17 protein-coding genes and 1 tRNA gene are annotated in these 20855 nt (G+C 74.4%); 6 read left to right on the top strand and 12 right to left on the bottom strand.

Features of this window, described 5'->3' with window-relative positions; translation table 11 throughout:
* Positions 1–20 precede the first annotated feature (20 nt).
* Positions 21–521, top strand: coding sequence for a ribosomal protein L7/L12 (locus AB0G16_RS23350; RefSeq protein ID WP_362808537.1), 501 nt, complete (start codon positions 21–23; stop codon positions 519–521).
* 181 nt (positions 522–702) lie between these two features.
* Here AB0G16_RS23350 and AB0G16_RS23345 read toward each other — a convergent pair whose 3' ends face one another.
* The 5 genes from AB0G16_RS23345 to AB0G16_RS23325 all read right to left on the bottom strand — a co-directional run bounded on the left by AB0G16_RS23345 (position 703) and on the right by AB0G16_RS23325 (position 7501).
* A complete protein-coding gene (locus AB0G16_RS23345) occupies positions 703–972 on the bottom strand; it encodes a hypothetical protein (RefSeq protein ID WP_362808534.1) in 270 nt (89 codons plus the stop codon).
* Between the two features lie 165 nt (positions 973–1137).
* A complete protein-coding gene (gene fdhA / locus AB0G16_RS23340) occupies positions 1138–2361 on the bottom strand; it encodes a formaldehyde dehydrogenase, glutathione-independent (RefSeq protein WP_362808531.1) in 1224 nt (407 codons plus the stop codon).
* Between the two features lie 191 nt (positions 2362–2552).
* Entirely contained in the window at positions 2553–4469 is a 1917-nt protein-coding gene (locus AB0G16_RS23335) for a SelB C-terminal domain-containing protein (protein WP_362808527.1), read from the bottom strand.
* A complete protein-coding gene (gene selA, locus AB0G16_RS23330) occupies positions 4469–5773 on the bottom strand; it encodes an L-seryl-tRNA(Sec) selenium transferase (RefSeq protein WP_362808524.1) in 1305 nt (434 codons plus the stop codon). Before selA ends, AB0G16_RS23335 begins: the two co-directional genes overlap by 1 nt.
* Before the next feature lie 219 nt (positions 5774–5992).
* On the bottom strand, positions 5993–7501 hold the full coding sequence (locus AB0G16_RS23325; protein WP_362808521.1) for an MFS transporter: 1509 nt from the start codon (positions 7499–7501) through the stop codon (positions 5993–5995).
* 103 nt (positions 7502–7604) lie between these two features.
* Here AB0G16_RS23325 and AB0G16_RS23320 point away from each other — a divergent pair, with 103 nt between their 5' ends.
* The 3 genes from AB0G16_RS23320 (at position 7605) to AB0G16_RS23310 (ending at position 9698) form a co-directional block, all read left to right on the top strand.
* Positions 7605–8474 carry a helix-turn-helix transcriptional regulator gene (locus AB0G16_RS23320; RefSeq protein ID WP_362808518.1) on the top strand — a complete coding sequence of 290 codons (870 nt, stop codon included), beginning with the start codon at positions 7605–7607 and terminating at the stop codon, positions 8472–8474.
* Positions 8475–8700: 226 nt separating this feature from the next.
* A complete protein-coding gene (locus AB0G16_RS23315; protein ID WP_362808515.1) occupies positions 8701–8886 on the top strand; it encodes a hypothetical protein in 186 nt (61 codons plus the stop codon).
* A gap of 311 nt (positions 8887–9197) precedes the next feature.
* Positions 9198–9698, top strand: coding sequence for a TIGR03618 family F420-dependent PPOX class oxidoreductase (locus tag AB0G16_RS23310; protein ID WP_362808512.1), 501 nt, complete (start codon positions 9198–9200; stop codon positions 9696–9698).
* 239 nt (positions 9699–9937) lie between these two features.
* On the opposite strand, the gene AB0G16_RS23305 is transcribed toward AB0G16_RS23310, so the two are convergent.
* Positions 9938–10033: transfer RNA gene (locus tag AB0G16_RS23305), tRNA-Sec, on the bottom strand.
* Between the two features lie 87 nt (positions 10034–10120).
* On the opposite strand from AB0G16_RS23305, the gene selD reads away from it, so the two are divergent.
* Positions 10121–11200 carry a selenide, water dikinase SelD gene (gene selD, locus AB0G16_RS23300; RefSeq protein WP_362808509.1) on the top strand — a complete coding sequence of 360 codons (1080 nt, stop codon included), beginning with the start codon at positions 10121–10123 and terminating at the stop codon, positions 11198–11200.
* Positions 11201–11218: 18 nt separating this feature from the next.
* Here the strand turns inward: selD and nrfD are convergent, their stop codons facing one another.
* From nrfD to AB0G16_RS23270, 6 genes are all read right to left on the bottom strand, one after another.
* Complete coding sequence (gene nrfD / locus AB0G16_RS23295; protein ID WP_362808506.1) at positions 11219–12214, bottom strand: NrfD/PsrC family molybdoenzyme membrane anchor subunit; 996 nt, start codon at positions 12212–12214, stop codon at positions 11219–11221.
* A 17-nt stretch (positions 12215–12231) separates the two neighbouring features.
* Positions 12232–13080: a 4Fe-4S dicluster domain-containing protein gene (locus AB0G16_RS23290; RefSeq protein ID WP_362808603.1), complete on the bottom strand. Its 849-nt coding sequence runs from the start codon at positions 13078–13080 to the stop codon at positions 12232–12234.
* A 4-nt stretch (positions 13081–13084) separates the two neighbouring features.
* Positions 13085–16270 carry a formate dehydrogenase gene (fdh, locus tag AB0G16_RS23285; protein WP_362808503.1) on the bottom strand — a complete coding sequence of 1062 codons (3186 nt, stop codon included), beginning with the start codon at positions 16268–16270 and terminating at the stop codon, positions 13085–13087.
* Between the two features lie 140 nt (positions 16271–16410).
* Complete coding sequence (locus AB0G16_RS23280; RefSeq protein WP_362808500.1) at positions 16411–17043, bottom strand: flavin reductase family protein; 633 nt, start codon at positions 17041–17043, stop codon at positions 16411–16413.
* Positions 17044–17087: 44 nt separating this feature from the next.
* Positions 17088–18317 carry a styrene monooxygenase/indole monooxygenase family protein gene (locus AB0G16_RS23275; RefSeq protein WP_362808497.1) on the bottom strand — a complete coding sequence of 410 codons (1230 nt, stop codon included), beginning with the start codon at positions 18315–18317 and terminating at the stop codon, positions 17088–17090.
* A 96-nt stretch (positions 18318–18413) separates the two neighbouring features.
* The gene (locus AB0G16_RS23270) at positions 18414–19523 is read right to left on the bottom strand and encodes an AraC family transcriptional regulator (RefSeq protein WP_362808494.1); all 1110 of its coding nucleotides are present in this window, start codon (positions 19521–19523) and stop codon (positions 18414–18416) included.
* A gap of 189 nt (positions 19524–19712) precedes the next feature.
* On the opposite strand from AB0G16_RS23270, the gene AB0G16_RS23265 reads away from it, so the two are divergent.
* Positions 19713–20738, top strand: coding sequence for an aldo/keto reductase (locus AB0G16_RS23265; RefSeq protein ID WP_362808492.1), 1026 nt, complete (start codon positions 19713–19715; stop codon positions 20736–20738).
* Positions 20739–20855 lie beyond the last annotated feature (117 nt).

Raw genomic sequence — 20855 nt, 5'->3', positions numbered from 1 at the left:
GGGCACCGTACGATGCGGCCATGCCGAATCTGGGACCGACCGAGTTAGTGATCATCCTTCTGCTGATGGTGATCCCCCTTGTGCTGGTGGTGGCGGCCGTCAGGAGGGCCTCCCGCAGGTCCTCCGCGGCGTCCCACGGGGCGCCGGGCGCGCCGCTGGGGACCGCCGCACCGGCCCCGGGGGACCTGCGCGAGCTCGTCACGCTGCTGACCCGCCAGGGGAAGAAGATCGAGGCGATCAGACAGGTGCGCCGGCACACCGCGCTCGGCCTGGCCGAGGCCAAGGCGGTCGTCGACGCGGTGGACGCGGGGCACGACATGTGGGGCCACCCCCTGATGGCCCGGTTCCGGCCCGTCGACCCCGCGATCCCGCCCTCCGCCGGCGCGAACGGGGCCGGCGACCTGGCGAGCCGGGTGCGCGCGCTCAAGGCCGCCGGGCGCGCCGAGCAGGCGGTCCACCTGGTACGCGGCGAGACCGGCATGGGCGAGCGCGAGGCCGTGCTGTTCGTCGAGGCGCTCTGAGGCCGGGCCGCCGGAAGGCGTCGCCGCGGTGAGGCGTCCCCCCGGCGGGCAGGACCGGCCGGGGCAGTCGCGCCACCCGCGGGACGAGCGGGGCCGTCGCGCCGCCGCGCAACGAACGGGGCCGTCCCCGGCGCCGTCCCGGAGACGGACGTCGGCGACGGCCCCGGGGGGCCGCGGTCGTTCAGTCGCCCAGCGGCTCGACGTAGCGGCCGTCGAAGTGGAGCGAGCTCCGGCTGGCGAGGCCGCTGTAGGCGTAGTCGACCGTCACGAGGGCCACGTGCTCGCCCACCTTGAACTCGACGGGCTTCTTGCTCAGCAGCAGGCGGCTCTCCTCCACGACCTGGCCGTCGAGCTTGACCACGATCTTGCCGGTCATGGAACTGTGCTCGACCTCGATGTCGCGCTCCTGCCCGTCGACGTCCAGGCGCCAGACGTTGTTCGCTTCGCTCATGCTCGCTCCCATGTTCTCGCCGGATTACGGCCGCCACCGCGGCCCGCATCTGGACGGTCCCTTACCAGCTTTGCCGGACTTATACCTTCCATCAGGCAATGAGTCCGCGCCGGAACGCGACGAGAACCGGACGGGAACGCGGCGGGAACTCGGCCGGTGAGCCCGTCAGGCGGCCGTGCCGAGCATCCCGTTCGGGTCGAGGACGAACTTGGACGCCGCGCCCTGGTCGAAGTCCTCGTACCCCTTGGGCGCCTGCTCCAGCGGGATCGGCACGGCGTTGACCGCCTTGGCGATCTGCACCCTGTCGTGCAGGATCGCCTGCATCAGCCGGCGGTTGTAGCGCATGACCGGGGTCTGGCCGGTGGTGAAGGAGAGCGACTTGGCCCAGCCCAGGCCGAACTGCAAGGAGAGCGACCCGTGCTTGGAGGCCTCGTCGTGGGCGCCGGGGTCGCCGGTCACGTACAGGCCGGGGATGCCGAGCGCCCCGCCCGCGCGGGTGACCTGCATGAGCGTGTTGAGCACGGCGGCGGGCTGCTCCTCCCCGGACCCGGCGCCGTGACCGCGCGCCTCGAAACCGACGGCGTCGACGGCGCAGTCGACCTCCGGCTCGCCGAGGATCTGCTCGATCTGGTCCGGGAGTTCCCCCTGGGACACGTCCGCGGTCTCGCAGCCGAAGCTGCGGGCCTGCGCCAGGCGCTCCTTGTTCAGGTCGCCGACGATCACCGCGGCGGCCCCGAGCAGGAGCGCCGAGACGGCCGCGGCCAGCCCGACGGGACCGGCGCCCGCGATGTAGACGGTCGATCCCGGCCCCACCCCGGCGGTGACGCAGCCGTGGAAACCGGTCGGGAAGATGTCGGTGAGCATGGTCAGGTCGAGGATCTTCTCCATCGCCTGGTCCCGGTCGGGGAACTTCAGCAGGTTCCAGTCGGCGTAGGGCACCAGGACGTACTGGGCCTGCCCGCCGACCCAGCCGCCCATGTCGACGTAGCCGTACGCCGAGCCGGGCCGGTCGGGGTTGACGTTCTCGCAGATCCCGGTCTTGCCCTCCTTGCAGTTGCGGCAGCGGCCGCAGGCGATGTTGAAGGGCACCGAGACGAGGTCGCCCACCTTGACGAACTCCACGCCGGGGCCGACCTCGACGACCTCGCCGGTGATCTCGTGGCCGAGGATCAGCCCGTGCGGCGCGGTGGTGCGGCCCCGGACCATGTGCTGGTCGCTGCCGCAGATGTTCGTCGCGACGGTCTTGACGATCGCGCCGTGCGGGACCTTGCGTCCCACGTTGGCCGGGTTGACCCCCGGCCCGTCCTTGAGCTCGAACTCGGGGTAGTCGATGTTCTCCACCGTCACCTTGCCCGGCCCCTGGTACGAGACGGCCTTGTTGCTCGGCATGACGCTCTCCCTTTCCCTCGTGGTGCCCTTCCGCGCGCGGTCGCTGCCTGCGGGGGGTGAGGGGGGGTCCGTGACGACCGAGTCCGGGCCGGGAACGATCGTTCCCGGGCGTGGTGCTCCACGCGTGGTTCTCCCCGTTTTCACTACGTTTTCCACTTTATACCTGGCGTTTTCGGCGACGCGCCTGGCACTCAGGGGGTCCGGCAACGCCTCAGGACGCCGTCGAGCCGCTCGGTGAACCCTTTCCGGTCGAGGTGTTCCAGGAGCGGCACCGCGACCCTGCGGCTGGTGCCGAGGGCCTGCCGGGCCTGGCTGACCGTGAACGGCTGCGGCAGCCGGGCGAGCACCCGCGCGGCCAGGGCGTCCGCGCCGGGCAGCAGCACGACCCCCTCGGCCACCCGCAGCAGCGCCCCGGCCCGTACGGCCGCGGCCACCTCGCGGGGGCCCAGCCCCAGCCGGGCCAGGCGGTCGGCCTCCGGCGCCCGGAAGGGGCCGGAGGCCAGGTCGGCGCCGAGACGTTCGACGGCGCGGGCGACCGGTGCGGGAAGCCCGCCCCGCCCGGCCGTCACCCGCCCCCCGGCCAGGGCGAGCGGCGGCCGGACCAGCGCCGCGACCAGCCCGCGTTCGGGCAGGCCGAGCTCGTGGCGGACCGCCTCCACCGGCATGCCCGGCTCCAGCGGGTGCGCCGCCGCGTACCGCCGCACCACCTCGGGCAGCCGCTCCCCCAGCCCCGACCAGTACGCCGGGTCGGCGTGCCAGTCGGCGCAGACCGGCCCGGTCTCCGGGGACGGCCCCAGGGAGCGCAACTCACCGGCGCGCAGCAGCAGGTGGGTGCGGAGCAGCGAGGCCGCGTCCGGCGGGGCCTGTTCCAGCTCGGCCGCCCGTTCCCGTGCCGCGCCCCGGCGGCGCAGCTCCGGCGGCCGGGGGTCGAGCACGCGGGCCCCGGCCAGCACCCGCACCTCGCCCCGGCTGCGCCCGGGGTCGCGCAGCAGCAGCACGTCGCCGGCGTGCAGGGGCAGCGGGCGGGCCAGGCGGAGCCGGGCGATCCGCCCGCCGAGCGGCCGCACGGTGCAGACCACCGCGGCCGAGCCGAGGTGCGCGGTCAGGCGTCCCGGCAGGTCCGCGGCCCCCCACTCCTCGCCGGGGCCCTCGGAGGCCGGGTCCGGGGGCGAGGGGGTGTCCTCCCCCGGACTCCCCGGACTCCCCGGACTCCCCGGACTCCCCGGACTCCCCGGACGCCCCGGACGCCCCGGACGCCCCGGACGCCGCGTCGCCTCGCGGCGGGGGACGGCGGACCCGACCGGGCCCAGGCGCACGTCGACCAGGTCGGTGCGCGTCCACGCGCCCGGGGTGACCAGGGCCGCGCCGCGTTCCACGGGCCCCTGGCAGCGCAGGTTGAGCGCGACCCTGGCCACGCCGTTCACCGAGGTCACCGGCTCCTTGAGGCACTCCAGTGCCCGGACGCGCGCGGGGACGTCGCCGAGGAGCAGCTCGTCCCCGGCGGTGACGGTGCCCGCGGGCAGCGTGCCGGTCACCACCGTCCCGCTGCCGCGCACGGTGAACGCGCGGTCGATCCAGAGCCGTACCGGCGCGGCGGGGTCGGCGACGGGCAGGGCCGCCACCAGCCGGTCCAGCGCCCGCCGAAGCTCGTCGAGGCCCTGGCCGGTGCGCCCGCTCACCGCCAGCGTCTCGACCCCGGCCAGGCCGCCCGCGGCCAGGCGGTCCCGTGCCGTCCGGGCCGCGGGGGCGGGGTCGGCGAGGTCGGCGCGGGTCACCACGAGCAGGCCGTGCCGCACGCCGAGGGCCTCCAGCGCCACCAGGTGCTCCTCCGACTGCGGCATCCACCCCCCGTCCGCCGCGACCACGAACATGACGGCGGGAGCCGGGCCGGCCCCGGCCAGCATCGTGGCCAGGAAGCGTTCGTGGCCGGGCACGTCGACGAAGGCCAGCCGCTCCCCCGAGGGCAGCGTCGTCCAGACGTGTCCGAGCTCGATCGTCAGGCCCCGCCGCCGCTCCTCCTCCAGCCGGTCGGGTTCCATCCCGGTCAGCGCCCGCACCAGCGTGGACTTGCCGTGGTCGACGTGCCCGGCGGTGGCGACGACGCGCATCAGGCGCCCGTTCCCGGAGCCGCCGCCGCCAGGACCGCCCGCGCCACGTCGCCGTCGGCCCCGGCGGGCACGGCGCGCAGGTCCAGCAGCAGCCGGCGGCCCTCCACCCGGCCCACCACCGCGGGGTCACCGGTCCGCAGCGGGCGGGCGAACCGCTCGGGCAGGCTGACCGCCGCGCTCGGCAGCGTCACCCCGGGCGCCCCGCCACCGCCGACCGCGGCCTCGCTGGGCACGGCGCGGGCGTCGATCCCGGCCTCGGCCAGCCGCCGGGCGAGCGCGGCGGCGCGCTCGCGCAGCACCTCGGGGTCGGCGCGCAGCGCCCGCGTGACCGGGGGTTCGGGGCCGCGCAGGGTGGCCTCCAGCGCGGCCAGCGTCAGCTTGTCCACCCGCAGCGCGCGGGCCAGGGGGTGGCGCCCGCACGTCTCGACCAGGTCGCGACGGCCCAGCAGCAGCCCGGCCTGCGGCCCGCCGAGCAGCTTGTCGCCGCTGGCCGTGACCAGGGCGGCCCCGGCCGCCAGGGCGCTCGCCGCGTCGGGTTCGTCGGGCAGCAGCGGCTCTCGCGCGAGCAGGCCGGAGCCGATGTCGGCCACCACGGGCACGCCGAGGCCGGACAGCTCGGCGATCTCCACCGAACCGGTGAAGCCCTCGATCCGGAAGTTCGACGGGTGCACCTTGAGGACGAACCCGGTCTCGGGGCCCACCGCCGCGCGGTAGTCGGCGTAGGAGGTGCGGTTGGTGGTGCCCACCTCGCGCAGCCTGGCCCCGGTGGAGACGAGCAGGTCGGGGATGCGGAACCCGTCGCCGATCTCCACCAGCTCGCCCCTGCTGACCACGATCTCCCGTCCGGCGGCGAGCGCGGTGGCCACCAGGACGAGCGCGGCGGCGTTGTTGTTGACCACGTGCGCGGCCCCGGCGGCGGGCACGGCCCGCGCGAGCGCCTCCAGCGCGCCCCGTCCCCGGCGGGCGCGGGCACCCGTGGCCAGGTCGAACTCCACGTCGGTGGGACCGGACGCGGCGAGGGCGGCCGCCCGCGCGGCGTCCGACAGGGGGGCGCGACCGAGGTTGGTGTGGACCAGCACCCCGGTCATGTTGATCACCGGTCGTGGGCTCGCCGGATACGGCGGCAGCGCCGCCAAGGCCGCGTCCGCCACCTCGTGCGGGCCGAGCCCGCCCTGGCGTACGCGCTGCTGGGCCGAGGTCACGGCCTCCTTGACGACGGACCGGCCGAGCCGCTCCGCCGCCGCGACGAGCCGGAGGTCGGCGAGCACGGCGTCGGTGCGCGGCACGAGCCTTCGTGAGTCCACACCTCGAAAATAGAACGCGGACCGGCGGGAATCGAACCCGCCGGGCCGCGATCTCCGGCCCGGCCGGTTCCGGGCCCGCCGGACACGACGCCGGAACCGCCGGCGCCGGGCTCGTCCGGCACGCCGGGCGGACACCGTCGGGACCACGTCGGGACCACGTCGGGACCACGTCCTGGAACGGCTCCCGTGATCCGTCGGGGGACGGACGCCGGGAAGGTCCTACACCGTCTCCGGTGAGCGGGGACCGGGTGCGTCACGCCCGGGGCCGGGGAGGGTCCTCGGCGTCCGGCGCAGGGTGAACGCCCCGAGCGCGCCGTGCAGGAGGCTCGCGATGACGGCGACGGCGTGCAGACCGGTGACGAAGGCGGTCCTCGCGTCGCCGGTCGCGACGGGCGCGAGACCGGGGATCCGGAGTGTCTCGTCGAGGGTGCCGGCGAGGCCGGGTCCCTGGAGCCGGAAGATCAGGGCGGCCAGCGAGCCGAGGAGCGCGATGCCGAGGGCGTTGCCGATCTCGTTGGCGGTCTCGGCGATCGCCGCCGCGGACCCGGCGCGTTCGGCGGGAACCGCGGCGACGGCGGTGTCGGCGACGAGGCTGAAGGAGATGCCGTAACCGACGCCGGTGACGACGGTGGACGCCGCGTACCAGCCGATCCCGCCGGAGACGCCGGTGGGCAACAGCAGCAGCAGGCCCGCGGCGATGAGGAAGTGGCAGGTGACGAGCGCCGCCCGGGTGCCGGCACGCGCGACCAGCGCGGGTGTGACGACGCAGGTGACGGTGAGCACGGCGGCCCCGGGGAGCGCGACGAGGGCGGCGTCCAGGACGGGCAGATCGAGGACCGACTGGAGGTAGACGCCGCCGAGGTAGGCCGTCGCCGACCACGCGGCCAGGGGCAGCAGCCCGGTGACGGCCGCGATCGTGAACACCCGGTCGCGGAAGAGGCGGAGGTCGATCAGCGGGTGTTCCAGGTGGAGTTGCCGCCGGACGAACCATCCCAGGACGACGACGCCGGTCACCCCCGTGGCCGCCGGGATCGTGACCCCCCCTCCGGCGGCGGCGTGCTTGACCGCGTGGACGGTCAGCAGGATGCCCGCGGCGGAGAGCAGAACGCTCAGGACGTCGACGCGGCCGGCGCGGGTGGCGCGGACCTCACGGAGCAGGATCGGGGCGAGGACCAGGAACAGCAGGACGACGGGAAGATTGATCAGGAAGACCGATCCCCACCAGAACCTGCTCAGGAGCTGTCCGCCGACGACCGGGCCGACCGCGAACCCGGCGGCGAAGGTGGCCGCGAAGATCCCGATGGCCCGCGCCCGCCGGCGCGGGTCGGGGAACAGCTCGCCGAGTACCGCCAGCGCCGACGGCAGCAGCGTGGCACCGGCCACGCCCATCAGCGCCCGGAAGACGATCAGCGCTTCCGGGCCAGGTGCGAACGCCGCTCCCGCCGAGCCGGCGCCGAACACCGCCGCGCCGGTCATCAGCAGCTTCAGCCGGCCGTACCGGTCGCCGATGCCGCCGAACGCGATGAGCAGGGACCCGACGGCGAACCCGTAGACGTCCAGGATCCACAACGCCTGGTCGGCGGTCGGTGACAGCGCCTCGGCGACCTTGGGCATGGCCAGGAACAGGACGGAACCATCCATCGCGACCAGAAGGACCGGGCCGAGGACCGCCAGCAGGCCGAGCCGTTCCCGCGTACCGGGTGAGTGAGGGACACGCCGTTCGTTCATGCCCCCGACGGTGCCGCGCCGCCCGGCCGGCGACCAGGCCCGCGTCATGGGTACACCTCGCGGGGACACCCGGGCAGGGGCCGTCGCGCATACGCTCACGGTCATGGAGTTGGAGAGCCTTGGGACGTACCTCAAGAGCCGCCGTGACCGGGTCACGCCCGCCGACGCCGGACTACGCGCCTACGGCACCGCCCGCCGCGTACCCGGCCTGCGGCGTGAGGAGCTCGCGCAGCTCGCCGGCGTGAGCGCCGGCTACTACACGCGGCTGGAACAGGACCAGGCGGGTACGGCCTCCCGGCAGGTCCTCGGCGCGCTGGCCGGCGTGCTCCGGCTCGACCCGGCCGAGACGGCCCACCTGCACAACCTCGCCCGCAGGCCCTCCGCGTCACGCCTGGCCCGCCCCCGTCCGGAAAGACCGCACCCACGGGTGCTGGCGCTCCTGTCGTCCCTGAGGGAGACCGTGCCGGCCGTCGTGCTCGGCCGCCGCGGCGACGTGCTGGCCTGGAACCGCACCGGGCACGCCCTCGTGGCGGAACACGTCGGCTTCGACGCGCCCCAGGATCTCGCGCGGCGGCCGTCCGTCCCCCGGATGTTCTTCCTCGACCCCCTCACCCGCGACCTGCACCGGAACTGGGACGAGCTCGCCGGCGTCCATGCCGCCTACCTGCGGTTCACCGCGGGCAGGTACCCCGCCGACGCCCGCCTGGCCGAGCTGATCGGCGAACTCGCCATGCGCAGCGGTGACTTCGCCACGCTGTGGGCCACGGGTGACGTCGCGGACTGCACCGTGGGCACCATGCGCCTGCGGCACCCGACGGTCGGGGCGCTCGACGTCGACTACCAGGTGTGGCTCCAGCCCGACAGCCCCGACCACCGGCTGGAGGTCTACACGCCCGCCGACGGCGCCTCGGCCGACGCGCTGCGGCTGTTGTCCGTCCACGTCGCCGCCGGCGGACCCGCCCGGGACGCCTGAGCCCGGTTCGGGGGGGCTCGGTCACGGGAGTGCGTCCGCCGTCCGCGTCCGGCCGGGCGGCCTCGGAGAGGTTCGGGGCCGGCCGTCCTGATCTTCAGGGTTTCATTCGCCCAGGACCAAGTATCTCCTGGTCCTCGCGGGTATTCCTGATATCGGGAAGCCAGGAATATGACGAACGATCCTTCACGTGTCCTTGTCCTGGGCGGGGCCGGCAAGACCGGCAGCCGTGTCGCCTCCGCGCTGCGCCGCCGCGGGACATCCGGACGCCGCGGCCGAGAAGATGGTCGCCGTCCTCCGCCACATCCGCCTGGAGCGCGGCCGGGAGCCGACCGGCGGGGTCCCGGAGGTGCTGGGCCGCCCACCCCTCGACTTCGCCGGCTACGTCGCCCGGACCGAGTTCGGCACCGGCTGACCGGCGATCACGGAGGCGCGTGAAGTAGATCCACAAAGGATAGTCTGCAACGAATCTATCTGCTACGGTCTTTTCTACTCCCTTCCGGAGCAGGAGACGGTCACGGTGCGTACCGGGACTTCCCCCACGACCCGCCCTCGTCGGCACCTTCCGATCGCACCGACCCGCGCCCACCGGCGCGGCCACCGCGGCGCCGACGACGGTTCCGGGTGGCGGCATCGTGAACGTGTCGATGCCGGTGGTTCACCCCGAAGCCGCCTGATCACCACAGGCGGCCCGACGAAACACAGTGCAGACAGGAATCGATTCGGATGACCGAGCCAACCGCCACGAACGAGAACGACCAGGTCTCCGGCCCCGCGCCGCGGGTCCTCACCGACGGGGAACTGGTGAGCCTGCTCGGCGGGCAGCGGTTCGGCGTGCTGGCGACGGTGAGACGCAGTGGCCACCCCCATCTGTCCACCGTCCTCTACGACTGGGATCCCGGCGAGCGAGTCATACGGATCTCCACGACGAACGACCGCCTCAAGGCACGTCTGGTACGCGACGATCCCCGCCTCGCTCTGCATGTGAGCGGGCCGGACGTCTGGTCGTTCGCCGTCGCCGAGGGTGATGCGGAGGTGTCGGAGATGACGACCACGCCCGGGGACGCGGTCGGCAGGGAACTTCTGGCCCTCACTCCGGGTTTCGAGAACCCGGCGCAGGAGGCGGCGTTCCTCGGGCAGACGGTGAGGGAACGACGCGTGGTGATCAGGCTGCGGGTGTCGCGCCTGTACGGAACCGCCCTGGACATCCCGGCCGAGGACCGATAGGGCGTGGCCGTGGGTCGTCGGCAGGGAAGACGCCCGGGAGTAGGGCCGAACACGAGGGCCTGGCCTACCGTCACATCCACCGCCACCACCTCGCCGCACCATGCGCGCATCGGTTGATCTTAGATCCGTTCCGGACTCCCTTCCCCCTCCGGTTCGCCTCGGCCCGGAGAAGGTGACGACGTGTTCCACGCGAGGAGGCTCCGACGGTGCCCCGCGCCCGGCACCACGCGTCACGCGGGTGGCGGAGGTGGACGGGAATCGAACCCGCCAGGCCGGGAGACCCGGCCTCGTCGGTTTTGAAGACCGCGGGGGCCACCAGGCACCCGGACACCTCCGGGGGAGAACATACTCCCCGGCGGGTATGGGCACCGAGGCGGCATGCCGGACGGCGGTGTGCCCGGGCCCGTCAGGGGTGATGTGGCATGACGGACACCGAGGCGGGGCGGCGCCCTCCTCTCACGGCGGGCGGCGCGGTGCGGCTGACACGGTACGCGCACGGCGGCGGCTGCGCCTGCAAGATCCCTCCCGGGGAGCTGGAGGCCGTGGTCGCGGGCCTGCTGGAGGAGCCGGGCGGAGCGGGGACGCGGGGCGGGCCTGACGGGCCTGACGGTTACCGGCCGTTCAATGCCGAGCTGGTCGTCGGACTGGACGACGGCGACGACGCCGCCGTGGTCCGCGTCGAGGGCGGACGGGCGATCGTCGCGACCGCCGACTTCTTCACGCCGGTGGTGGACGACGCCCGCGACTGGGGGAGGATCGCGGCGGCCAACGCCCTGTCGGACGTCTACGCGGTGGGCGGGGAGCCGCTGGTCGCGGTCAACCTGCTCGGCTGGCCGCGGGAGGTGCTGCCGATGGAGCTGGCCAGGGAGGTGCTCCGCGGTGGTCTGGAGGTGGCGCGGGCGGCGGGCTGCCACGTCGCGGGCGGCCACAGCGTCGACGACCCCGAGCCGAAGTACGGCATGGCGGTGACCGGGCTGGCCGACCCCGGACGGCTGCTGCGCATCGACCGCGGCCGGGCGGGCCTGCCCCTCTCGCTGACCAAGCCGCTGGGGGTCGGCGTGCTCAACACCCGGCACAAGGCGACCGGCGAGGTCTTCCCGCAGGCGATCGCCGCGATGACCGCGCTGAACCGGGACGCCTCCCGCGCCGCGCTCGCCATCGGCGCGGAGTGCGCCACGGACGTGACCGGGTTCGGCCTCCTGGGACACCTGTTCAAGCTGGCCAGGGCGAGCGGCGTCACCGCGGTGGTGGACGTGGCGGCCGTGCCGTACCTGGAGGGCGCCCGCCAGGCGGTGCGGGACGGCCACGTCAGCGGCGGCACCCGGCGCAACCTGGCGTGGGTCGGCCCGCACCTCGCCCCGGGCCGGACCGGTGAGGAGGACCTGCTGCTGCTCGCCGACGCCCAGACCTCGGGCGGCCTGCTCGTGGCGGGGGAGGTCCCCGGCGCCCCCGTGGTCGGTGAGCTCGTCCCGTTCGACGGGGCGGCCCTGCGGCTGCGCTGAACGACGGGACGCGGGCGCTCAGGCCTCCGCGTTCTCCCGGCGCGCGGCCTCCTGGCGTGCGGCCTCCAGCCGTGCCCGCTGGGGCACCACCGTGTACCTGGGGTCGGCGGCCGAGGCCTTGCCGGCCCGCAGCACGCCGAAGCGGGTGCACAGTGCGCCGCCGGTGAGGGCCAGGCCCGAGAGCGCGGTGAGGGTGCGGCCGCGTCCGGCGAGCGGGGCGAGCAGGCCCCCGGCCACCGTGAGGACGCGGGCCGCCCGCATCAGGCGGCCGGAGACGCCCTGCCGGTACGGTTCGCCGAGCATGCCCATGCGGTGCTCCATCACCGCCCCGGCGACGGTCTCGACGGCGGCGCCCAGCGCGGCGACGGTGCGGGCCGGGCCGGCGTCCCGGCGCGGGGTGGCCAGCATGCTCGCGGCGCCCGCGCCGGCCAGCGCGCTCCCGGCGAACAGGAACGGCAGTTCCCGGTGGCCCTCGTGCCAGGCGGGCACGGCGGTGTCGGCCACGAGCACGGCGGTGTAGGTCGCCATCAGCGGGCCGGTCAGCACGGCCGCCAGACCGGCCGCGTCACCGGCGGCGGGCAGCAGCGCCACCACCCGGGAGGGCAGCGCCGCGGCGAGCCGCGAGGCCCGCGGGCCCGCGGGCGGCTCGCGCGGCGTGACCAGCGCCGAGCCGGCGGCGAGCGCCGTCAGCCCGCTGTGGACGGCCAGCACCCAGGAACCGACGCTCATCGGCGAGGTGGGTTTGAAGACGCGCAGCATGTTGAGGAACCTCCCGGGCCTGCCGAGCTCGGCGACCAGGAAGGCGGCGCCGCCCGCGGCTCCCCCGGCCGCGACGACCCTGGCGGTCAGCGCCAGCCGGTCGCGCCCGGTGAGGGCGGCCATGGCGGCGATCATCGACGCGGCGCCGGACGTTCCCCCCAGGTACAGGTAGGCGGGCATGTGGGGTTCGTGCCAGATCGGCGCCTTGATGATCGGCTGCCCGTAGTAGGAGCGGAACTCCGCCCGCGGGACCATCTCCTGCTCGCCCCGCCTCATCGCGACCGGCCCAGGAAGGAGATCGCGACGGCCCCGGCCATGGAGAGCGCCGCCCCGGCGGCCCATCCCCACATGGCGGGAAGGTCCCTGGTGGTGACCACCGGGTCGGGGGGCAGGCCGTACACCTCGGGCTCGTCCAGCAGCAGGAAGAACGCCCCGTCCCCGCCCACGCCGTCGCCGGGGTCGGCCCCGTACAGGCGGGCCTCGGACCGGCCGTCGGCGTGCAGACGCTCCAGGCGCTCGGCGGCGCGGGCGCGCAGCTCGTCCAGCGGCCCGAACTGGATGGAGTCGGTGGGGCAGGCCTTGGCGCAGGCCGGTTCCAGCCCGCCGACCTGGCGGTCGTGGCACATCGTGCACTTGAAGGCCCGGCCGTCGCGTTCCCTGCGGTCGATGACCCCGTACGGGCAGGCGGGCACGCAGTAGCCGCAGCCGTTGCAGACGTCGGCCTGGACCACCACGGTGTCGAACTCGGTGCGGAACAGCGCGCCGGTGGGGCAGACGTCCAGGCAGGCGGCGTGCGTGCAGTGCTTGCACACGTCCGACGACATCAGCCAGCCCTCGATGTCCTCGAACCCGCCGTTCGATCCGGCACCGTTCGATCCGGCACCGTTCGATCCGGCCGATCCTGTGCCGTCCGGCCCGCCGGGTTCCCGGCCGTCCCGCGCCCGGCCCGGCTGCTCGATGAAGGCCACGTGCCGCCAGGTGTCGGCCCCCAGGCTGCCGGTGTTGTCGTAGGAGGTGGCGCGGAAGACGAACCCGTCGTCGGGTACCTGGTTCCACTCCTTGCAGGCGACCTCGCAGGCCTTGCAGCCGATGCAGATGCTCGTGTCGGTGAAGAAACCCATCCGCTCAGCCACGGCGGTACTCCTCGATCAGGTCGAGCAGCGCCCTGCCGGTGGGCCGCCTGCCGGGCCGCAGGTCACAGGTCATGGCCTTGCTCTCCTGGATGTAGACGTTCGGGTCGAGCACGATGGGCATCAGGTCGTTGACGGTGTCGCCGGTCACCAGTCCCCCGCTGCCCCAGCCCCAGTGGTACGGCAGGCCGACCTGGTGGACGGTCCCTTCCCGCAGCCGCAGCGGGCGCACCCGCCCGGTCACCAGGACGCGCGCCTCGATCGCGGTGCGGCTCGTCACGATCGTCGCCCAGCCGCCGTTGACCAGCCCCAGCTCGGCGGCCAGTTCCGGGGAGACCTCGCAGAACAGCTCGGGCTGCAGCTCGGCGAGGTAGGCCAGCGGCCGGCTCATGCCGCCCGCGGTGTGGTGCTCGGTGAGCCGGTAGGTCGTGAGCACGTACGGGAAACGCGAGGACATCGGCGGGTTGTAGGGGCTTTCTGGCCGCCGGTACGTCTGGCGGCCCGGGTTGGCCTGCTGGGCGTACAGCGGGTTGCGCACCGGGGACTCGTGCGGCTCGTAGTGCGCGGGCAGCGGCCCGTCGGCCAGGCCCGAGGGGGCGAACAGCCAGCCCTTGCCGTCGGGCTGCATGATGAACGGGTCGGTCCCGGCCAGCGCCGCCTCGGCGAGGGCACCCTCGGGCGGCAGGTAGCCGGGCGGCTTGTTCCGCTCGAAGTCGGGCACGTCCAGGCCGGTCCACTCCCCGCGTTCGGCGTCCCACCACACGTAGGCCTTGCGCTCGCTCCACGGGCGGCCCTCGGGGTCGGCGGAGGCGCGGTTGTAGAGGATGCGCCGGTTGGCCGGCCAGGCCCAGCCCCACTCGGGGGCCACCCGGTTCTGCTCGCCGCGGGGCTTGCGCCGGGCGGCCTGGTTGACCTCGTCGGCGTAGACCCCGCAGTAGATCCAGCAGCCGCACGTGGTGGAGCCGTCGGGTTCGAGCTCGGTGTAGGCCGACAGGGCCCGGCCGCCGGGGCCGGTGCCGTTGATCTCGCGCAGCACGGCGTCGGCCGACGGCTCGGCGTGCTCGCCCTCCTCGGGGTAGTCCCAGGTCAGCTCGCGCAGCGGCCGGTCGATCTCGTCGTCGGTGATCCGCCGCCTGATCCGCTTGCCGAGGTGGTAGTAGAACGACAGCTCGCTGCGGCACTCGCCCGGCGGCTCGACGGCCTTGTGCCGCCACTGCAGCAGCCGCTGGGTGTTGGTGAAGGTGCCCTCCTTCTCCACGTGGCCGGCGGCGGGCAGGAAGAACACCTCGGTGGCGATGTCCTCGGTGCGCATCTCCCCGGTCTGCAACTCCGGGCCGTCCTTCCAGAACGTGGCCGTCTCCACCAGCGTCAGGTCGCGCACCACCAGCCAGTCGAGGTTGGCCAGGCCCAGGCGTTGCGCCCGGCCGCCCGAGGAGCCCACCGCCGGGTTCTCCCCCACCACGAAGTAGCCCTTGACCGTGCCGTCGATCTGCGCCATCACCGTGCTGAAGTGGCCGTGGTCCCCGGTGACGCGCGGCAGGTGGCCGAAGCAGAAGTCGTTATCGGCGGTGGCGGCCTCGCCCCACCACGCCTTGAGCAGGCTGACGGTGTAGGCGCGCTTCCTGCCCCAGAAGCCGGTGTCGGCCCCGACGCCGGCCAGGTAGTCGTCCAGCCCCTCGTGGCGGTGGGCGTGCGGCATCGGCAGGTAGCCGGGCAGCAGGTTGAACAGGGTGGGGATGTCGGTGGAGCCCTGGATGCTGGCGTGGCCGCGCAGCGCCAGGATGCCACCGCCGGGACGGCCGATGTTGCCCAGCAGCAGCTGCAGGATCGACGCCGCGCGGATGTACTGGGCGCCGACGGTGTGCTGGGTCCAGCCGACCGCGTACGCCCAGGCGGTGGTGCGCTCCCGGCCGGAGTTGGCGGTGATCGCGTCGGCGAGCTCGGCGAAGTCCTCCGGGCGGATGCCGCACGACTCCTCGACCAGCTCGGGCGTGTAGCGGGCGAAGTGCCGCCGGAGGATCTGGTAGACGCACCGGGGGTGGCGCAGCGTCGGGTCGGCCGGCGGCCGGGACGGGGCCGGGGCGCCGCCCGAGCCGTACTGCTCGCCGCCGGCGGCCTCGGAGTGGTGCCGCCCGCCCTCCAGGTGCTCACCGCCCCCGGACGCCTCCTCGCCCGACCCCTCGTAGGACCAGCTCGACGGGTCGTAGGCGCGCGTCTCGGCGTCGAAACCGGAGAACAGCCCGCCGAGGTCCTCGGTGTCGCGGAAGTCCTCGGAGATGATCGACGAGGCGTTGGTGTAGGCCAGCACGTACTCGCGGAAGTCCAGCTCGCGCGTGAGGACGTGGTTGATCAGCGCTCCGAGCAGCACGATGTCGCTCCCGGCGCGGATCGGCAGGTACCGGTCGGCGATCGCGCTGGTGCGGGTGAAGCGCGGGTCGATGTGGAACACCTTCGCCCCGCGCGCCTTGGCCTCGACCACCCACTGGAAGCCCACCGGGTGGCATTCGGCCATGTTGGAGCCCTGGATGACGATGCAGTCGGACTCGGCCAGATCCTGCTGGAAGTCCGTGGCGCCGCCACGCCCGAAGCTGGTCCCCAGACCGGGGATCGTGGAGGAGTGTCAAATACGGGCCTGGTTCTCCACCTGGATCGCGCCGAGGGCGGTGTACAGCTTCTTCATCAGGTAGTTCTCTTCGTTGTCCAGCGTCGCCCCGCCCAGGCTCGCGATGCCCATGGTGCGCCGGACCGTTCTCCCCTCGTGCTCCTGCTGCCAGGTCGCCCGCCGGGTCGCGACGACCCGGTCGGCGATCATGTCCATGGCGGTGTCGAGGTCGAGCCGCTCCCAGTCGGTGCCGTGCGGTCTGCGGTAGAGGACGTGCGTCTGCCGGCCGGGGTGGGTGACGAGCTGCTTGCTCGCCGCGCCCTTGGGGCAGAGGCGGCCGCGGGAGATCGGCGAGTCGGGGTCGCCCTCGATCTGGGTGACGCGGCCGTCCTTGGCGTAGACGAGCTGGCCGCAGCCGACGGCGCAGAACGGGCAGATCGACCGGGTGACGGTGTCGGCCTCCTCGGTGCGGGGGCGCAGCGCGTCGGTGCGCGCCGAACGCGCGGCGTCGCGCCTGCCGTCCTCTCCCCTGAGCTGCCGGAGCACCGGCCAGCGGGAGATGAACCTCCCCGGTCTCACGGGGGCGGTCCTACCCCGGCTGGCCCGCCCTAACCCCGCCGCGGGTCCGGCGCCCGCCGACCGGCCGCCCCGGCCCCGTCGCCGGTCCGGCGCCCCCGCCCGGCCCGCCCCGGCCTCGCCGCCGCCCGCGCCCGGCCGGTCTAGCCGGCCATGGCCGCGCCGGCCATCGTCGCCGGCGCCGCCTTCCACGCCGTCCCCGGCTTCCTGTCCCCCGCCGTCTCCCGGCACCCGTCCCGCTCGGGTACGTCCCTGTCCCGCTCCGGTACGGAGACGGCCCGGTAGGCGCCCGAGTGGAAGACCAGCGGCTCGCCGCCCGGCGCCCCGTGGAAGTGCTCGACCTCCCCGATGAAGATCAGGTGGTCGCCTCCGTCGTACGTGGTGACCGTGCGGCAGGCGAAGTGGGCGAGGGTGCCCGCCAGCACCGGCACCCCGGCGGAGGTGAGGCGGGTCTCCACCCCGGAGAACTTGTCGGGCAGCGGCGTGGCGAACCGCCGCGAGAGGTGTTCCTGCCCGGCGGCCAGCACGTTGACGGCGAACCGGCCGGCCTCGGCGAAGGCGGGCGCGCTGGGGGCCCGCCTGGACAGGCACCACAGGACCAGCGGCGGGTCGAGCGAGACCGAGGTGAAGGAGTTGACGGTGACGCCCAGCCGGTCACCCCGGCCGGTGGTGGCGGTGATCACCGCGACCCCGGTGGCGAACTGCCCGAGGGCGTCGCGCAGGGCCCTCGTCGCTCCCACGGCTCCCACGGCTCCCGTCGCTCCCACGGCTCTCATGGCTCCCGTCGCTTTCGTCGCTTTCGTCGCTCTCTTCGTGCGCATCACGCCGCCCCCCGCCCCGCCCGCGCCAGGTACCCGGCCGTACCGGCCGGGTCCAGGAACCAGTCGGCGAAGTCGGAGGGGTCGTCGAAGCCGTTGACGAAGCGGGAGGCCACCTCGGGCAGTTCCCCGGCGGCGCCCAGGATGTCGACCACGTGCGGCGGCGGGGGCGCCAGGAGCGCGTTCGTCCAGGTGGTGGCGTGCCTGGCGTCCCGCCAGTAGAGCTCGAAGGCCCGCGCCATCCAGGCGGCGTCGAACGGGCGCTCGCCGTGCTCCAGGATGCTCGCCAGGTAGGAGGCCGCGCACTTGGCGGCGTTGTTGGCGCCCTGTCCGGTGATCGGGTCGTTGAGGACGACCACGTCCGCCACGCCCAGGACCGCCGCCCCCGACGGCAGCGTGGCCACGGGCCTGCGCACGACCGGGGTGAAACGGCCGGACAGCGTGCCGCCCTCGTCGGTGAGCTCGACGTCGCCGCAGCGCTCCGCCTCCCACGGCAGGAACGTCTCCAGCACCCACCGGCTCCTGGCCAGGTGCTCGGCGGGGGTGCGGACGTCCGCCCAGCAGTCCATCGGCCCGCCGGGGACGCCCTCGAACACCATGATCTCGCACGGGCCGGTGACGGTGAGCGCGGGGAAGACGAAGTACTCCCCGACCCCGGGGACCACGTTGAAGCAGACCGCGGAGTACTCGGGCCGTGGCGCGAGACCGTTGACGTAGGTCAGGGCCAGGGCCCGCTGCGGCGCCCGGTACGGCGAGCGCGGCGCGTCCCGCTCGAAGAGCGAGGCGATCGGCCCCTTGCCCGCGGCGACCAGGACCAGGTCGTACTGGGTGGCGTACTCCTCCAGGTCCTCCACGCCCGCGTCCTGGATGACGATCTTGCCGCCGAGGCGTTCCACCTCGGCCATCCAGGCGGGCATCTTCAGCCGCTGGTCGACCGAGCGGGCGGGGGTGTCGAGCCGGGCCGCCCAGCGCGGGGCCGGGCCGTCCGGACCGGCCATGGCGAACTGGATGCCGTCGATGGACGGGCACTCCCCGGCCCACAGGTCCAGGCCGAGGGCGCGCTCGTGGCCGAGGGCGGTGCCGAACATGGCCTGGCTGGAGGTGACCCGGCCGTCGCGGATCTCCTCGGGGGTGCGGTTGGAGACGACGGTGACGTCGTAGCCGTTCCGCAGCAGGCCGAGGGCGAGGTGGAGGCCGGCCTGACCGGCACCGACGATGAGGATTCTGCGCATGATGGAGGTGTCCTTCGCGAGAAGCGGGATGGTGGGGAACGATCGAACGGCGCCTGAGAGAACGGTATGCCGGGCGCCACCGCCCCTGCCATCCGCTCAGCGCGGGTTACGTCCGTCTGGCGCGGACTTCTCCGCGGCGGCGGCGCCGCCGATCCTCGTGCCGCCACCGCCGCCCTCGACGCCACCGCCACCGCCGCCGCGCAGCGTCTGTGACGGGGCCTGGCCGTGGCGCGCGCGGTACAGCGCGGCGAAGCGCCCCTGGTGCAGGAAGCCCCACCGGGCCGCCACCCCGGTCACCGTGCATCCGGCCGGGTCACCGGCCGCCAGTTCCCGGTGGACACGGTCCAGGCGCACGTCCCGCAGGTAGGCCATCGGGGACAGGCCGAGGTGGCGGCGGAAGCCCTCCTGGAGGGAGCGCCCGCTGACCGCCACGGCGCGCGCCACGTCGTCGGTCGTCAGCGGCAGGTGGGCGTTGTCCTCGATGTGGCGCATCGCCCGGCGCACCACCTTGGGCACGGCGGCGGGCCGGGGCGCGGTCAGCCGGTCCCGGTAGTTGGACGGCTGCCCGGTCAGCAGGGAGGCGATCATGGCGTTCTCGAGGTGGGCCACGGCCAGCGGCTGCGCGGCGATCCCGTCGCCGTGCTCGGCCTCGCTCACGACCAGGTCGGCCATGGCCCTCCAGGCCCGTGCCCAGCCCGCCGTCATGTCCACGCCCAGGTCGAACACGACCGGCCGGTCGAGCCGCTCGCCGAGCATCCGCTCCAGGGCGCCCTCGACGGCCGGCCGGTCGAGCTTCACGATCAGCTGGGGGCAGCCGGCCGCCCAGCGCATGTCCAGGTACTCCGACGGCGACGGCAGCGACGCCGTCCGCGGCGTCGACACGATCTCCTGCCCGCCGCACCGGATCAGGCTCCGCCCGGCCAGCGGGATCTGCACCAGGAAGAAGGACTCCAGCTCCCCCGGCTCGATGCGGACGTCCGCCCCGTAGTCCAGGTAGTTGACCCGCAGCGAGCCCAGCCGGGCCGAGTTGAGCCGCGCGGCCAGCCGGGAGGCGTCGCCGGTGAGCTCCAGCCGGTGGGGGCAGAACACCGCGGCCACCCGCTCGCGGGCCTCGTCGAGATCCCCGGTGTCGAAGACCGGGCTGTTGCCGAGCGGTGTCCGATCCCGCGCCTCGCTCATCGACGCCTCCGCCTCAGTACCCGTCACGCGCCCATCTCCGCACCGGAGCGGGCGCGCCGTCCACGTACAAATGCACAGAACCGCGAACGGGCCCGGACGGGAGGAGCCGGGCGGGACCCCGGGCGGCGGCTCCCGCGTTCCCCACCTGCGCGGACGTCGCGTCTCCCGCCGGACCCGGCCGGAGGCGGCCGGGCGGCGGCTGGCAGGATCGAGGCCGTGAACCATCGCACGCTTGGCCGTACCGGCATCCAGGTCAGCCCGCTCTGTCTCGGCACGATGATGCTCGGGGCGTGGGGGAACACCGACCACGACGAGTGCGAGCGCATCGTCGGCACCGCGCTCGACGCGGGCGTCAACTTCATCGACACCGCCGACATCTACGCGTTCGGCGAGAGCGAGACGATCCTCGGCAAGGCCATCAAGGGCCGCCGGGACGAGGTCGTGCTCGCCACGAAGTTCCACAACGCCATGGACGACTCGCCCAACCGGCGCGGCAACTCCCGCCGCTGGATCATGCGGGCCGTGGAGGACAGCCTTCGCCGCCTGGACACCGACTGGATCGACCTCTACCAGGTCCACCGCCCCGACCCGCGCACCGACATCGACGAGACCCTCGGCGCCCTGTCGGATCTGGTACGCCAGGGCAAGGTACGGGCGATCGGCACCTCGTCCTTCCCCGCCGAGGAGCTCGTCGAGGCCCAGTGGGTCGCCGAGCGCCGCGGCCGTGAGCGGTTCTCCACCGAGCAGCCCTCGTACTCGATCCTCGCCCGGCACGCCGAGGCGGCGGTGCTGCCGGTGGCCGAGCGCTACAACCTGGGGGTGATGGTGTGGAGCCCGCTGAACGGCGGGTGGCTGACCGGCAAGTACCGCCGGGACGCGCCGCTGCCGGCCGACTCCCGCGCCTCCCGCGACGGCGACCACTTCGACTTCAAGGCCGAGGAGATCCGCTCCCGCAAGCTCGACGTCGTCGAGGGGCTGGTGGCCCTGGCCGACGAGGCGGGCATCTCGATGATCCAGCTCGCGCTGGGCTTCGTGCTCTCCCACCGGGCCGTGACCTCCGCGGTGATCGGGCCGCGCACGCTGGAGCAGCTCACCAGCCAGCTCGGCGCCGACGAGGTCACGCTCCCGGCGGACGTGCTGGACGCGATCGACGAGCTGGTCCCTCCGGGGACGAGCATCAGCCCCTCCGACGTCGGGTACGCGCCGCCCGCGGTCACCGAGGCGGCGCTGCGCCGCCGCTGACGGCGGGGCTCCCGGGAGACGGGCCGCTGACGGCGGGGCTCGCGGGAGGCGAGGCGTCGACGGCGGGGCTCGCGGGAGGCGAGGCGTCGACGGCGGGGCTCGCGGGAGGCGAGGCGT

It is taken from the genome of Streptosporangium sp. NPDC023615 (genome assembly GCF_040640155.1).
GTDB lineage: Bacteria > Actinomycetota > Actinomycetes > Streptosporangiales > Streptosporangiaceae > Streptosporangium.
This window is presented reverse-complemented; position numbering and strand designations above follow the sequence as displayed.